Source organism: Staphylococcus sp. GDY8P85P, from assembly GCF_017892405.1.
Lineage (GTDB): Bacteria > Bacillota > Bacilli > Staphylococcales > Staphylococcaceae > Staphylococcus > Staphylococcus borealis.
The window spans coordinates 78,270-92,406 of sequence record NZ_JAESLA010000071.1 but is presented as its reverse complement, the minus strand read 5'-3'; the positions used below and the strand labels follow the sequence as shown (position 1 = coordinate 92,406).

General features: G+C 33.7%; 10 protein-coding genes. 9 read left to right on the top strand and 1 reads right to left on the bottom strand.

Features of this window, described 5'->3' with window-relative positions; genetic code table 11:
- Positions 1 to 222 precede the first annotated feature (222 nt).
- Positions 223 to 636 (bottom strand): universal stress protein, encoded by a 414-nt coding sequence (locus KA828_RS12615; RefSeq protein WP_053029619.1) that lies wholly within the window; start codon positions 634 to 636, stop codon positions 223 to 225.
- Between the two features lie 227 nt (positions 637 to 863).
- Here KA828_RS12615 and KA828_RS12610 point away from each other — a divergent pair, with 227 nt between their 5' ends.
- The 9 genes from KA828_RS12610 to KA828_RS12570 all read left to right on the top strand — a co-directional run bounded on the left by KA828_RS12610 (position 864) and on the right by KA828_RS12570 (position 14,054).
- Entirely contained in the window at positions 864 to 2,168 is a 1,305-nt protein-coding gene (locus KA828_RS12610) for a DRTGG domain-containing protein (protein WP_075108963.1), read from the top strand.
- A gap of 35 nt (positions 2,169 to 2,203) precedes the next feature.
- Positions 2,204 to 3,142: a DHH family phosphoesterase gene (locus KA828_RS12605; protein ID WP_075108962.1), complete on the top strand. Its 939-nt coding sequence runs from the start codon at positions 2,204 to 2,206 to the stop codon at positions 3,140 to 3,142.
- Between the two features lie 21 nt (positions 3,143 to 3,163).
- Complete coding sequence (locus KA828_RS12600) at positions 3,164 to 6,367, top strand: DNA polymerase III subunit alpha (RefSeq protein WP_210126331.1); 3,204 nt, start codon at positions 3,164 to 3,166, stop codon at positions 6,365 to 6,367.
- Between the two features lie 157 nt (positions 6,368 to 6,524).
- Positions 6,525 to 7,754: an NADP-dependent malic enzyme gene (gene ystJ / locus KA828_RS12595; protein ID WP_210126330.1), complete on the top strand. Its 1,230-nt coding sequence runs from the start codon at positions 6,525 to 6,527 to the stop codon at positions 7,752 to 7,754.
- 157 nt (positions 7,755 to 7,911) lie between these two features.
- Complete coding sequence (gene accD, locus KA828_RS12590) at positions 7,912 to 8,778, top strand: acetyl-CoA carboxylase, carboxyltransferase subunit beta (RefSeq protein WP_075108959.1); 867 nt, start codon at positions 7,912 to 7,914, stop codon at positions 8,776 to 8,778.
- Positions 8,771 to 9,718, top strand: coding sequence for an acetyl-CoA carboxylase carboxyltransferase subunit alpha (locus KA828_RS12585; protein ID WP_075108958.1), 948 nt, complete (start codon positions 8,771 to 8,773; stop codon positions 9,716 to 9,718). Before accD ends, KA828_RS12585 begins: the two co-directional genes overlap by 8 nt.
- A gap of 282 nt (positions 9,719 to 10,000) precedes the next feature.
- Positions 10,001 to 10,969: a 6-phosphofructokinase gene (gene pfkA / locus KA828_RS12580; RefSeq protein WP_210126329.1), complete on the top strand. Its 969-nt coding sequence runs from the start codon at positions 10,001 to 10,003 to the stop codon at positions 10,967 to 10,969.
- Between the two features lie 18 nt (positions 10,970 to 10,987).
- Complete coding sequence (gene pyk, locus KA828_RS12575) at positions 10,988 to 12,748, top strand: pyruvate kinase (RefSeq protein WP_075108957.1); 1,761 nt, start codon at positions 10,988 to 10,990, stop codon at positions 12,746 to 12,748.
- 328 nt (positions 12,749 to 13,076) lie between these two features.
- Positions 13,077 to 14,054, top strand: coding sequence for a tRNA dihydrouridine synthase (locus KA828_RS12570; RefSeq protein ID WP_075108956.1), 978 nt, complete (start codon positions 13,077 to 13,079; stop codon positions 14,052 to 14,054).
- Positions 14,055 to 14,137 lie beyond the last annotated feature (83 nt).

Here is a 14,137-nt window from a genome sequence, read left to right as displayed (position 1 = left end):
AACATTATGTCCCGGACTCATTATCATTTTGGTAGTTGGTAACTGATTTGAAAATATACGTATATCAAGCTTTTCAAACCTAGCGCTGCTTAACAGCCAGACCCCGGCGAAAAGAACGTCACTAAGAAATTCTACAAACAAAACCAGGTGGGGAGGACAACGAATTTTTTATTTCTGTCCCGCTCCCTAGTAATTTAATTTTTATTTCAAACAGTTTACTAACTATTTTACAATTAATACAGGGATGGTAGCACGTTTGGCTACTTTGTGACTTACGCTTCCTAGTACGAATTTTTTCTGTGATTCAGCTTTACGGTTACTCAATACAACAATTTCGTATTTACCGCTATTTGCGTGTTTTACTAATTCATCTTTAGGGTTTCCACGTACAATGATTTGATCGTAATCAATGCCGTAATCTTCTAAAGTAGTACGTGTTTTTTCTAATAATCGACTACGTTTCTCAGTCAATTCATTAATATGTGTACCAGCTTTAATTGATGCTTGGGCATCTTGCTCACCAATCGCATTTAAAATAGTTACTACAGTATCTGGACCTGCCAATTTTGATACTTCTTTTAACGCTTTTTCATTTTTTAATTGAGTATCTACACCTAATAAAATATTTTTATACATAGGTCATCCCTCCTCACATTCAATTATATATAAAATATTTTAATTTTACCAATGTATATAATTAAAATAATTAAATATTTAATTTACATAACTTGATTTAATATTTAATAAAAAAACAAACTCATTATGCTTATTTAAGACGGATGAATTTACATTTTGTAAATCGATTTTTTTGGCTTAAAAAGTTATAATAGATAAAACACTGTACATTATAAAGAGGTATTTCAATGACTAAACATGAACAAATCATAGCATACATAGAATCATTAAATGTTGGCCAAAAAATTTCTGTCAGGAAAGTTGCCAAAGTAATGAAAGTATCTGAGGGGACAGCATATAGAGCTATTAAAGATGCGGGTCAACTCGGATTAGTAACTACCATAGATAGAGTTGGTACAGTACGTATTGATAAAAAGAACCGAGAAGAAATTGAAAATTTGACGTTCAAAGAAATATTAAAAATAATTGATGGCGATGTCATTGGTGGTAAAAATGGATTATCGAAAAGTGTTTCTAAATTTGCGATTGGCGCTATGGAACTTAAAGATGTCGTTAAGTATTTAAGTCATCATACACTTTTAATTGTTGGGAATAGACCAGATGTTCAATTAGAAGCTTTAAAAAGAGGGAGTGGCGTACTGATTACAGGTGGTTTTAAAACCACTCAAAAGATTATTGATTATGCCAATAAACATGATTTACCAATCCTATCTTCAAATTATGATACATTTCTAGTAGCAAATATTATTAATAGAGCGATGTATAACCAAATGATTCGAAAAGAAATTCTAATCGTAGAAGATATCGTAAAGCCGATTAATGATATGACAGTTGTTTTTGATGAGATGGGAATAAAAGATTACAAATCACGTGCAAAAGTAACTGGACATTCAAGATTTCCTGTTGTAGATAAGGATTGGAGATTAGTTGGTATCGTTACGAGTAAAGAAGTTATTCAAATGAATGCCGATGATACGATTGCTAAGGTGATGACTAAACGTCCCATCAATGTGGAATTAAACACAACAGTAGCGAGTTGTGCACATATTATGATTTGGGAAGGTATTGAAATATTGCCAGTAACACAAAATAAAAAAGCGATAGGTGTCATTACGAGAGATGATGTTTTGAAAGCAATGCAACTAATAGGCAGACAACCTCAAATAGGTGAGACCATTAATGATCAGATAGCAAAACATATCACAATTGCCCAAAATGCTATTTCAGTGGAAGTATCTCCATTATTGACTAATCAGTACGGTACACTCAGTAAAGCCGTCTTCGTTGCAATTATTGAAGAGACAATTAAACACCAATTACGTAAATATAAAAAAGTCGATGTAATGATTGAAAGTTTGAACATTATTTATATTAAAACAGTGCCTATCGAAGCATCTATAAGCGTAGAATACGATATGCTTGATGTTGGACGTAATTTTGCTAAATTAGAAGTCACGATGTTAAGCGGTAATGATAAAGTAGCGAATGCAATGATTATTTGTCAGATGTTCGAAGATATGCAAAATAATTAATTTTAAAAGAAATATTTTTAAAAGGAGATTTTACAATGGTAGAAATTTTTAATGAGATTATGAACAAAATAAAAGAAGCGAATACAATTATTATTCATAGACACGTAAGACCCGATCCAGATGCTTACGGTTCTCAACTCGGATTGAAGTTATATCTTGAACGTAAGTTTCCTGAAAAAAACATATACGCAACTGGTGAAGGAGAACCATCTTTATCATTTATAGGAGAGTTAGATACAGTCGAAGATAATGTATACAACGATGCACTAGTCATTGTCTGTGATACAGCTAATGCGCCTCGTATTGATGACCAAAGATACGGCAACGGACAAGCATTAATTAAAATCGATCATCATCCGGCAATCGATCAATATGGGGAAATCAATTATGTTAATACTGAAGCATCATCAACAAGTGAAATTATATTTGATTTTATTACTCATTTTAATGATCTTAGCATTATCGATGAACATGTCGCACGTGTATTATACCTAGGTATAGTGGGTGATACTGGACGTTTCTTATTCAGTAATACATCGACGCATACGATGGAAGTCGCAAGTCAATTATTAGCATTTCCATTTAATCATAATGCTGAGCTAAATAAGATGTCAGAAAAAGATCCTAAATTAATGCCGTTTCAAGGATATATTTTGCAGCATTTTGAGCTTTCAGAGTCCCATGAATATTGTCAAATTCGAATTACAAATGATGTATTAAAACAATTTAATATCCAACCCAACGAAGCATCTCAATTTGTAAATACTGTAGCAGATATTAGCGGTTTGAAAATATGGATGTTTGGTGTAGACGAAGGGGATCAAATTAGATGCCGCATTCGCTCAAAAGGGATTACTATTAATGATATCGCTAATCAATTTGGTGGTGGAGGACACCCTAATGCGTCAGGTGTATCTGTATACAGTTGGGACGAATTTGAAGACTTAGCGCAAGCATTACGCCAAAAATTATAAAATTTAGAAAGGAAGTCATCAATGGTTGCACACTTAAATCTTCATACAACCTACGATTTATTGAATTCTAGTTTGAGAATTAATGATGTAGTCAAAAAAGCACAACATAATCACTATGATTCGTTAGCAATTACTGACACTAATGTTTTATATGGCTTCCCTAAATTTTATGATGCTTGTATAAAAGCCAATATTAAACCAATTTTTGGAATGACCGCACACGTAACGGATGGTTTATATACAATAGAAACTGTGATTTTGGCGATGAATAATGATGGCCTAAAGTCACTGTACCAACTCTCTTCTGCAATAAAGATGAAACAAAAAGATGTCATCTCTATTGATTGGTTAAAACGTTATGCAAGCAATTTGGCAATTATTTTTAAACAAGCAGATCAATCACATTATGCCATTATTGATCATTTCAGTGATCACGACTATGTATATATTAATCATTCAAGTGATATAACTTTTTATAACCAATTAAAAATAGTTTGGCTTGAAAATGCGCGTTATTTGAATGAAGAAGATGTAGAAACCATACCTGCGCTTGAGGCAATTAAAAACAACACTAAATTGGATTTAGTTCATGAAACTGAAAGCATGGGAGAACATTTTCCGAATCAAAATGAGATAGCGTCATTAAATGTATCGACAGAAGTGTGGGATAATACACTCGAATTGGCCAATATGTGTAATGCCAATATAGAATATCATCAAAATTTACTACCTAAATTTGATGCGCCATCAGGTAATTCCTCTAAACAGTATTTATGGTCTCAATTACAATCGCGTTTACAGAAGTTTGGATTACATCAAGATGAACGTTATATCCAAAGGTTGAATCATGAATATCAGGTTATTACGGAAATGGGCTTTGAAGACTACTTCTTGATTGTAAGTGATTTAATTCATTATGCTAAAACACATGATGTAATGGTTGGACCTGGACGTGGTTCTTCAGCAGGATCTCTAGTAAGCTATTTGCTAGGTATCACAACCATCGATCCTATTAAATTCAACCTACTATTTGAGCGATTTCTAAACCCAGAACGTGTGACAATGCCAGATATTGATATCGATTTTGAAGATACAAGAAGAGACAAGGTCATCCAATATGTACAAGACAAATATGGACACCATCGTGTCTCAGGTATCGTAACTTTTGGGCATCTATTAGCTAGAGCAGTTGCAAGAGATGTGGGCCGTATTATTGGCTTTGATGATACGACATTAAATGAGATTTCTAAATTAATCCCTCATCAACTTGGAATAACATTAGACAAGGCGTATGAAGATGAGCGATTTAAACAGTTTGTACATAGAAATCATAGACATGAGAAATGGTTTGAATTGAGTAAAAAATTAGAAGGATTACCTAGACATACTTCTACGCATGCAGCAGGTATTATTATTAATGATCAACCATTATATGACTATGCACCGTTGACATTAGGAGACACGGGTTTACTAACGCAATGGACGATGACAGAAGCAGAGCGCATTGGTTTACTTAAAATTGACTTTTTAGGATTGAGAAATTTATCCATTATTCATCAAATTGTGACTCAAGTGAAAAAAGATTTAAACATCTCTATTGAGATTGAATCTATACCATTTGATGATGACACTGTGTTTAAACTGTTGTCTAGAGGCGATACAACTGGTATTTTCCAACTTGAATCAGATGGCGTAAGAAAGGTTTTGAAAAGATTACAACCTGAGCATTTTGAAGATATCGTTGCAGTTACCTCGCTTTATCGACCAGGACCTATGGAAGAAATTCCAACATATATTTCACGAAGACATAACGAAAGTGAAATTAACTATTTACATCCTGATTTAGCTCCTATACTTAAAAATACGTATGGCGTTATCATCTATCAAGAACAAATTATGCAAATAGCAAGTAAGTTTGCGAGCTTTAGTTATGGTCAGGCAGATATATTACGCCGTGCAATGAGCAAAAAAAATAGAGCTGTCTTAGAAAGTGAAAGACAACACTTTATCGAAGGTGCGATGAAAAATAATTATGATAAAACAATAAGTAAACAAATCTTTGACTTAATACTTAAATTTGCTGACTATGGGTTCCCTAGAGCGCATGCAGTAAGCTATTCTAAAATTGCTTATATTATGGCATATTTAAAAGTACATTATCCTAATTATTTTTATGCAAATATCTTAAGTAATGTGGTTGGAAATGAAGCCAAAACCGCTGCTATCATTGACGAAGCTAAAAATCAACAATTAAAAATTTTACCACCTAATATTAATGAAAGTCATTGGTATTATAAGGCTACTCAATCCAATATTTATCTATCTTTAGGTGCCATTAAAGGTGTTGGTTATCAAAGCGTGAAATCAATTGTAGATGAAAGATATGAAAATGGTAAATATAAAGATTTCTTTGACTTTGCTAGACGCATACCGAATCGCATTAAAACTAAAAGATTACTTGAATCATTAATACTAGTAGGTGCTTTTGATTCATTTGGAAAAACACGTGCAACATTAGTAGGTGCCATTGATCAAGTGTTAGATGAAGTATCAGATGTAGAACAAAATAATTTATTGTTAGACATGTTAACACCAAAGCAATCTTACACTGACAAAGAAGAATTTAGTGATCAAATGATTAGTAATTATGAAATGGAATATCTAGGTTTTTATATCTCCAATCATCCAGTTGAAAAGCAATTCAAGCAAAAGCAATATTTAGGAATCTATACACTAGGTAATGTCCTAAATCACAAACCGATCTTAATTCAAGTGGATCAAATTAAACAGATAAGAACAAAAAATGGTCAAAATATGGCGTTTTTAGTTCTTAATGATGGCCGTCATGTTATGGATGCAGTTCTGTTTCCGGATAAGTTCAAACGTTATGAAACACAATTAAACGAGAAGAAAATGTATATTGTGTGGGGGAAATTTGAGAAGAGAAACCAACAATTGCAACTCATTATAAATCAAATGGATTCAGTTGAGCATTTTGAATCAACTAAAATTAATGAAGCCACACAGATAGTTTTGAGAAACATTCAACACATAGAAGCTATAAAACAGCAACTTAATGCAGAACATAATGGCCAAATGATTCATGTTAATATATATAACGAACAGACTGGTAAACTTGATTATTTAGGAAGTTTGACTAAAACACCAGATACGATTACAAACTTTATTAAAGCGTTTAAACCGAGTGATATTAGAATTTTATAACTTTTATGTCTAAAAAAATTATGATATAGTAAACTGATGATTTATAAAATAAAGTCATCAGTTTATTTTATGTTAAAAAATTTTAAATAAAGCGTATATAAATTCATTATACTGATTAAATTGTCGGTATATTAGTAAATAAATAGGGGTTGATTTAATGTCTTTAAGAGATGATGCATTACAAATGCACAAAGAAAATCAAGGTAAGTTGGAAATAACACCTAATATTAAAGTTACTAATAAAGAAGAGTTAAGTTTAGCCTACTCACCAGGTGTAGCAGAGCCATGTAAAGAAATCCATGAAGATCCAAGAACGGTATACGACTACACAATTAAAAGAAATACCGTAGCGGTCGTTACTGATGGTACCGCGGTACTAGGTTTAGGTAATATAGGCGCATCAGCGAGTATTCCAGTTATGGAAGGTAAAGCTGTTCTATTTAAAAGTTTTGCCGGAATTAACGGTGTACCTATTGCTTTAGATACGAAAGACCCTGAAGAAATTATTAGAACTGTAAAATTAATTTCACCAAACTACGGCGGTATCAATTTAGAAGATATTTCAGCACCTAGATGTTTCGAAATAGAGGAGCGTCTTAAAAAAGAAACAAACATTCCAGTATTTCATGATGATCAACATGGTACAGCAATTGTGACGATGGCAGGTTTAATCAATGCGTTAAGAATTGTAGATAAAGACTTATCCGATATCAAAGTTGTGTTAAATGGTGCAGGTGCAGCAGGCATTGCAATAGTTAAATTGTTAGATTCTTATGGTGTTAGAAACATGATCATGTGCGATTCAAGAGGTGCCATTTTTGAAGGACGTTCGTATGGTATGAATGATACTAAAGATTATGTTGCTAAATTCACTAACAAAGATAAGATTGAAGGATCATTAAAAGATGTAATTAAAGATGCTGATGTATTTATAGGTGTTTCAGTTGCCAACTTACTATCTAAAGACATGGTTAAATCAATGGCTGATGACGCAATTATATTTGCAATGGCTAACCCTGATCCAGAAATTAAACCAAATGATGCAAAAGAAGCGGGTGCTAAAGTTGTAGGTACAGGGCGCTCAGATTTCCCAAATCAGATTAATAATGTATTAGCATTCCCGGGTATTTTTAGAGGCGCCTTAGATACTGAATCAACACATATCAATGAAGATATGAAAAAAGCAGCAGTTGAAGCAGTTGCGAATTTAATAAAAGCTGATGAACTCAACCCAGATTATTGTATTCCTGGGCCTTTCGATAAAAGAGTGGCACCTTCAGTTGCACGAGAAGTTGCTAAAGCGGCAATGGAAACTGGTGTAGCAAGAATAGAGGTTGATCCACAAGCGGTTTATGATAAAACAATGCAATTAACAGATTTGAAATAACCTAGAAGGGCAACGATTTTTATATAGAAACATAGACATGTATAATTAAGACATTATGATATAACGTATCCATAATGTCTCGCTCATCTTTTATGTTCGATATTATTATTTCAGAATGTAAACAATTAATGTTGTATGGTTAGGTGGAGGTTTACGAATGTTTAAAGACTTTTTTAATCGCAGTAGTAAAAAGCGAAAATATTTAACAGTCCAAGACTCAAAACAAAATGAAGTACCAGCAGGCATTATGACAAAATGTCCTAAATGTAAAAAAATAATGTATACAAAAGAATTAAATGAAAATCTGAATGTATGCTTTAACTGTGATCATCATATTGCATTGCCTGCTTACAAGAGAATTGAAGCAATTACTGATGAGAATAGTTTCGTTGAATTCGATAAAGGTATGACATCAGCAAATCCATTAGACTTCCCTGGTTACCAAGAGAAAATTGAAAAAGATCAACAAAAAACAGATTTAAGTGAGGCTGTTGTGACTGGTACTGCCAAATTAGAGGGTATTGAATTTGGTGTTGCAGTTATGGATGCTAGATTTAGAATGGGAAGTATGGGGTCCGTTGTTGGTGAAAAAATATGTCGAATTATAGATTACGCTACAGAACATAGACTACCGTTTATTTTATTTTCTGCAAGTGGTGGTGCAAGAATGCAAGAGGGGATTATTTCGTTAATGCAAATGGGTAAAACGAGTGTTTCCTTAAAACGACATTCAGATGCGGGATTACTTTACATTTCATATTTAACGCATCCAACAACTGGTGGTGTTTCTGCAAGCTTTGCATCTGTTGGTGACATCAATTTAAGTGAGCCTAAAGCATTAATAGGATTTGCTGGTCGACGTGTCATTGAACAAACTATCAATGAGAAACTTCCAGATGATTTCCAAACTGCAGAGTTTCTACTTGAACATGGACAATTAGATAAAGTTGTTCATCGTAAAGAAATGAAAGATACACTTGCCCAGTTATTAAAAATGCACCAAGAGGTGAAAAAAGATGCTTGATTTTGAAAAACCACTTTTTGAAATAAAAAATAAAATTGAATCACTTAAACAATCTCAAGAAAAAAATGATGTCGATTTACAGGATGAAATTGATTTACTTGAGGCATCACTTGAAAGAGAAACTAAAAAAATATATACCAATCTCAAGCCATGGGATAGAGTACAAATTGCGCGTCTTCAAGAAAGACCTACAACGTTAGATTATATCCCGTATATCTTTGATTCGTTTATTGAATTACATGGTGACCGTAATTTTAGAGACGACCCTGCGATGATAGGTGGGATTGGCTATTTGAATGGAACACCTGTCACAGTAATAGGCCAACAACGAGGTAAAGATACTAAGGATAATATTTACCGTAACTTTGGGATGGCTCATCCTGAGGGATATCGTAAAGCCTTAAGATTAATGAAACAAGCTGAGAAATTTAATAGACCTATCTTCACATTTATAGATACTAAAGGTGCCTATCCAGGTAAAGCTGCTGAAGAGCGAGGTCAAAGTGAATCTATTGCTAGAAATTTAGTAGAGATGGCTTCATTAAAAGTACCTGTTATAGCAATTGTCATCGGTGAAGGTGGTAGTGGTGGCGCACTCGGCATTGGTATTGCAAATAGAATTATGATGCTTGAAAATAGTACTTATTCTGTTATTTCTCCAGAAGGGGCCGCAGCACTATTATGGAAAGATAGTTCATTAGCTAAAATGGCTGCCGAAACGATGAAAATCACTGCAAAAGATTTATATCATTTAAAAGTGATAGACAACGTTATTGATGAACCATTAGGTGGTGCACATAATAATGTAGAGCAACAAGCGGTTGAAATTAAAAAGGCCTTCATTAATCAATTAGAACAATTACAATCATTAAGTAGTGATGAACTCGTTGAAAACAGATTTACGAAATTTAGAAATATTGGTTCTTTTATTGAAAATTAATAAAGGAATTAATGACTAAAATAACTTTCAAATTTAAACATCATTTGCATCAATTCACTGAGCAATGAAAGCATTTATGTAACCTATAATGTTCTTGTCATTCTTAAGCGGGTGGGACAAAAAATTCGTATAGAATTTTGTCCCACCTTTTTTCTGTATCATTAGAAATTTTCTTTATAAAACGTTTACATCAATTTTATACACCTATATTGATGGAACACTAAAAAAAATTGTGGTAATTTATTATTAAAGAGAAATCTAGTTAGGAAAGGGAATGTCGTCATGAAGAAAATTGCGGTTTTAACTAGTGGTGGAGATTCACCAGGCATGAATGCTGCTGTAAGAGCAGTTGTACGTAAGGCGATTTATAACAACATTGAAGTTTATGGAATTTATCAAGGTTATCAAGGATTGCTAGATGATAATATTCATAAATTAGAATTGGGTTCAGTAGGGGATACAATTCAACGTGGAGGTACTTTCCTTTACTCTGCAAGATGTCCTCAATTCAAAGAGGCAAGTGTAAGACAAAAAGGTATAGAGAATTTACACAAACGTGGTATTGAAGGACTCGTAGTAGTTGGAGGAGACGGTAGTTACCGAGGTGCCCAACGTATTAGTGAAGAAACTAAAGATATTAAGACGATTGGTATCCCAGGTACAATTGATAATGATATTAATGGTACAGACTTCACAATTGGATTTGACACAGCATTAAATACGATTATTGATAGTGTCGATAAGATCAGAGATACTGCTTCAAGTCATGCAAGAACATTTGTTGTTGAAGTTATGGGTCGTGATTGCGGTGATTTAGCACTTTGGGCTGGATTATCAGTAGGTGCTGAAACAATATTAGTTCCAGAAGCGAATACAGACATTAAAGATATCGCTGAAAAAATAGAAAGTGGTATCAAGCGTGGTAAGAAACACTCAATCGTGATGGTAGCTGAAGGAAGTATGAGTGGTCAAGAATGTGCGGATCAATTGATGAAATATATTAATGTTGATGCACGTGTATCTGTATTAGGTCACATTCAACGTGGCGGTAGCCCATCTGGTGCTGATAGAGTACTAGCATCACGTTTAGGTGGTTATGCTGTTGATCTATTAATGCAAGATCGTTCTGGACAAGGTGTTGGTATCATGAATAATAAATTGACTGCAACACCATTTGATGAAATCTTCAATGGCAACGACCATAAATTTAATACAGATATTTATGAATTAGCGAAAGAGTTATCTATTTAATTTAGGAGGCTTTTTAAAATGAGAAAGACTAAAATTGTATGTACAATTGGACCTGCATCAGAGTCTGAAGAAATGTTAGAAAAATTAATGAAAGCTGGTATGAACGTAGCGCGTTTGAACTTCTCTCATGGTAGTCATGAAGAACATAAAGCACGTATTGATACGATTCGTAAAGTAGCAGATAGATTAGGTAAAACAATCGGTATCTTATTAGATACAAAAGGACCTGAAATTCGTACTCATGACATGAAAGATGGCTTAATTATGCTTGAAAAAGGCAAAGAAGTAATCGTAAGTATGTCACAAGTTGAAGGTACACCCGAAAAATTCTCAGTAACTTATGAAGACTTAATTAATGATGTGCAAGTAGGGTCATACATCTTACTTGATGATGGTTTAGTTGAATTACAAGTTAAAGACATCGATAAAACTAAAGGCGAAGTTAAATGTGATATCTTAAACACTGGTGAATTAAAAAATAAAAAAGGTGTTAACTTACCTGGCGTAAAAGTTAATTTACCTGGTATTACTGATAAAGATGCTGACGATATCTTATTTGGTATCAAAGAAGATGTTGATTATATCGCAGCAAGTTTTGTACGTCGTCCTAGTGATGTTTTAGACATTCGTGAAATTTTAGAAAGAGAAAATAATCATAACATTACTATTTTCCCTAAAATTGAAAACCAAGAAGGTATTGATAATATCGAAGAAATATTAGAAGTATCTGACGGTTTAATGGTAGCTCGTGGTGATATGGGTGTTGAAATACCACCTGAATCAGTACCAATCGTACAAAAAGATTTAATTAGAAAATGTAATAAATTAGGTAAACCAGTTATTACTGCAACACAAATGTTAGATTCAATGCAACGTAATCCACGTGCAACTAGAGCAGAAGCAAGTGACGTTGCCAATGCGATCTATGATGGTACTGACGCTGTGATGCTTTCAGGTGAAACTGCTGCAGGTTTATATCCTGAAGAAGCTGTTAAAACAATGAGAAATATTGCTGTTTCTGCTGAAGCTGCTCAAGATTACAAAAAATTATTATCAGACCGTACTAAATTAGTAGAAACTTCATTAGTTAACGCTATTGGTGTATCAGTTGCACATACTGCATTAAACTTAAATGTAAAAGCAATTGTTGCGGCAACTGAAAGTGGTTCTACAGCTGTAACAATTTCAAAATATCGTCCTCATTCAGATATTATTGCAGTGACACCAAGTGAACATACTGCGCGTCAATTAGCTTTAGTTTGGGGTGCATATCCTGTCATTAAAAAAGGACGTAAAACTACGGATGACTTATTAAATAATGCAGTTGCAACTGCAGTTGAAACTGGTCGTGTTACAAATGGTGACTTAATCATTATCACTGCTGGCGTACCTACTGGTGAAAAAGGTACAACTAACATGATGAAATTACATTTAGTTGGCGATGAAATTGCTAAAGGGCAAGGTGTAGGTCGTGGATCTGTTGTTGGTAAAACAGTAGTTGCAAACAGTGCAAACGATTTAGAAGGTGTAGATTTAAGTGAGTCAATTATTGTAACAAACTCTGTAGATGAAACACTAGTACCTTACATTGAACAAGCGGTTGGCTTAATCACAGAAGAAAATGGTATCACTTCACCAAGTGCAATTATTGGTCTTGAAAAAGGTATTCCAACGATTATTGGTGTTGAAAATGCGACTAAAGAATTAAAAGATGGTATCTTAGTAACCGTCGATGCAGCTCAAGGTAAAATCTTTGAAGGCTATGCAAATGTTCTTTAATCTTTGATGATAAAAGCACAATTGCGTAGTGTATGAGACGCTTAAAGAGTCATTATGATTAGCTAAAGTGTACAATATAAAATATATTATTTATGCTACATTGCTAAACCACAGTAGTTGACTAGAATTGGAATATTTTTGTGAAAGAAGTTTTTCAACATTTTAGTCTTCGATACGGGAGTGAGACAGTGAACACTGTGCCACTCCCGTTCTGTTTTTGCATAGAAGTTTATGGAACTTAGAAAACTTCATTTTGAATATGTTTATTTTTTATGGTAATATAGCATGGATAAAATTTGAGATACTAATATAAGAAGGTTTAATAATTATGAAAGAAAATTTTTGGAGTGAATTACCACGTCCTTTTTTTATTTTGGCACCAATGGAGGATGTAACTGATATTGTTTTTCGTCACGTTGTAAGTGAAGCAGCAAGACCTGATGTTTTTTTCACTGAATTTACTAACACTGAAAGTTTTTGTCATCCAGAAGGTATCCATAGTGTACGTGGAAGGTTAACTTTTAGTGAAGATGAACAGCCAATGGTAGCTCATATATGGGGAGATAAGCCAGAGCAATTTAGAGAGATGAGCTTTGGTTTAGCGGACATGGGATTTAAAGGTATAGATTTAAATATGGGATGTCCTGTTGCTAATGTGGCTAAGAAAGGAAAGGGGTCTGGTTTAATACTAAGACCAGAAACTGCGGCAGCAATTATTCAAGCAACGAAAGCAGGAGGCTTACCAGTAAGTGTAAAAACACGTCTAGGATATTACGATATCGATGAGTGGAGAGATTGGTTAAAGCATGTCTTTGAACAAGACATTGCAAACTTATCAATCCATCTCAGAACGCGTAAAGAAATGAGTAAAGTAGATGCTCATTGGGAATTAATTGAAGCGATTAAAGAGTTAAGAGATGAGATTGCCCCAAATACGTTACTAACGATTAATGGTGACATTCCTGATAGACAAACTGGACTAGAACTTGCGACCAAATACGGGGTAGATGGCGTTATGATTGGTAGAGGGATTTTTAATAATCCTTTTGCTTTTGAAAAAGAACCTCGTGAACACTCAAGTAAAGAATTATTAGATCTATTTAGATTGCATTTAACATTGTTTGAAAAATATAGTAATGATGAAAGCCAACAATTCAAAAGTTTACGAAGATTTTTCAAGATTTACGTAAAAGGTATCAAAGGTGCTAGCCAATTACGTCATCAATTAATGAGTACAGAGTCTGTTGATGAAGCACGTGCGCTATTGGATGAATTCGAAGCTAATATTAAAGAAACTATAGATTGATATTCGAGCCGACATAGACACTATCTCAACAGCAGTGATAACAATAAAAAGCCAGTAGATGAATTGATAACAATTCATCTACT

Excerpts from the sequence above, each read along its gene's own strand:
- KA828_RS12615 (WP_053029619.1), bottom strand. The coding sequence starts at position 636 with ATGTATAAAAATATTTTATTAGGTGTAGATACTCAATTAAAAAATGAA.
- KA828_RS12610 (WP_075108963.1), top strand. The coding sequence starts at position 864 with ATGACTAAACATGAACAAATCATAGCATACATAGAATCATTAAATGTT.
- KA828_RS12605 (WP_075108962.1), top strand. The coding sequence starts at position 2,204 with ATGGTAGAAATTTTTAATGAGATTATGAACAAAATAAAAGAAGCGAAT.
- KA828_RS12600 (WP_210126331.1), top strand. The coding sequence starts at position 3,164 with ATGGTTGCACACTTAAATCTTCATACAACCTACGATTTATTGAATTCT.
- ystJ (WP_210126330.1), top strand. The coding sequence starts at position 6,525 with ATGTCTTTAAGAGATGATGCATTACAAATGCACAAAGAAAATCAAGGT.
- accD (WP_075108959.1), top strand. The coding sequence starts at position 7,912 with ATGTTTAAAGACTTTTTTAATCGCAGTAGTAAAAAGCGAAAATATTTA.
- KA828_RS12585 (WP_075108958.1), top strand. The coding sequence starts at position 8,771 with ATGCTTGATTTTGAAAAACCACTTTTTGAAATAAAAAATAAAATTGAA.
- pfkA (WP_210126329.1), top strand. The coding sequence starts at position 10,001 with ATGAAGAAAATTGCGGTTTTAACTAGTGGTGGAGATTCACCAGGCATG.
- pyk (WP_075108957.1), top strand. The coding sequence starts at position 10,988 with ATGAGAAAGACTAAAATTGTATGTACAATTGGACCTGCATCAGAGTCT.
- KA828_RS12570 (WP_075108956.1), top strand. The coding sequence starts at position 13,077 with ATGAAAGAAAATTTTTGGAGTGAATTACCACGTCCTTTTTTTATTTTG.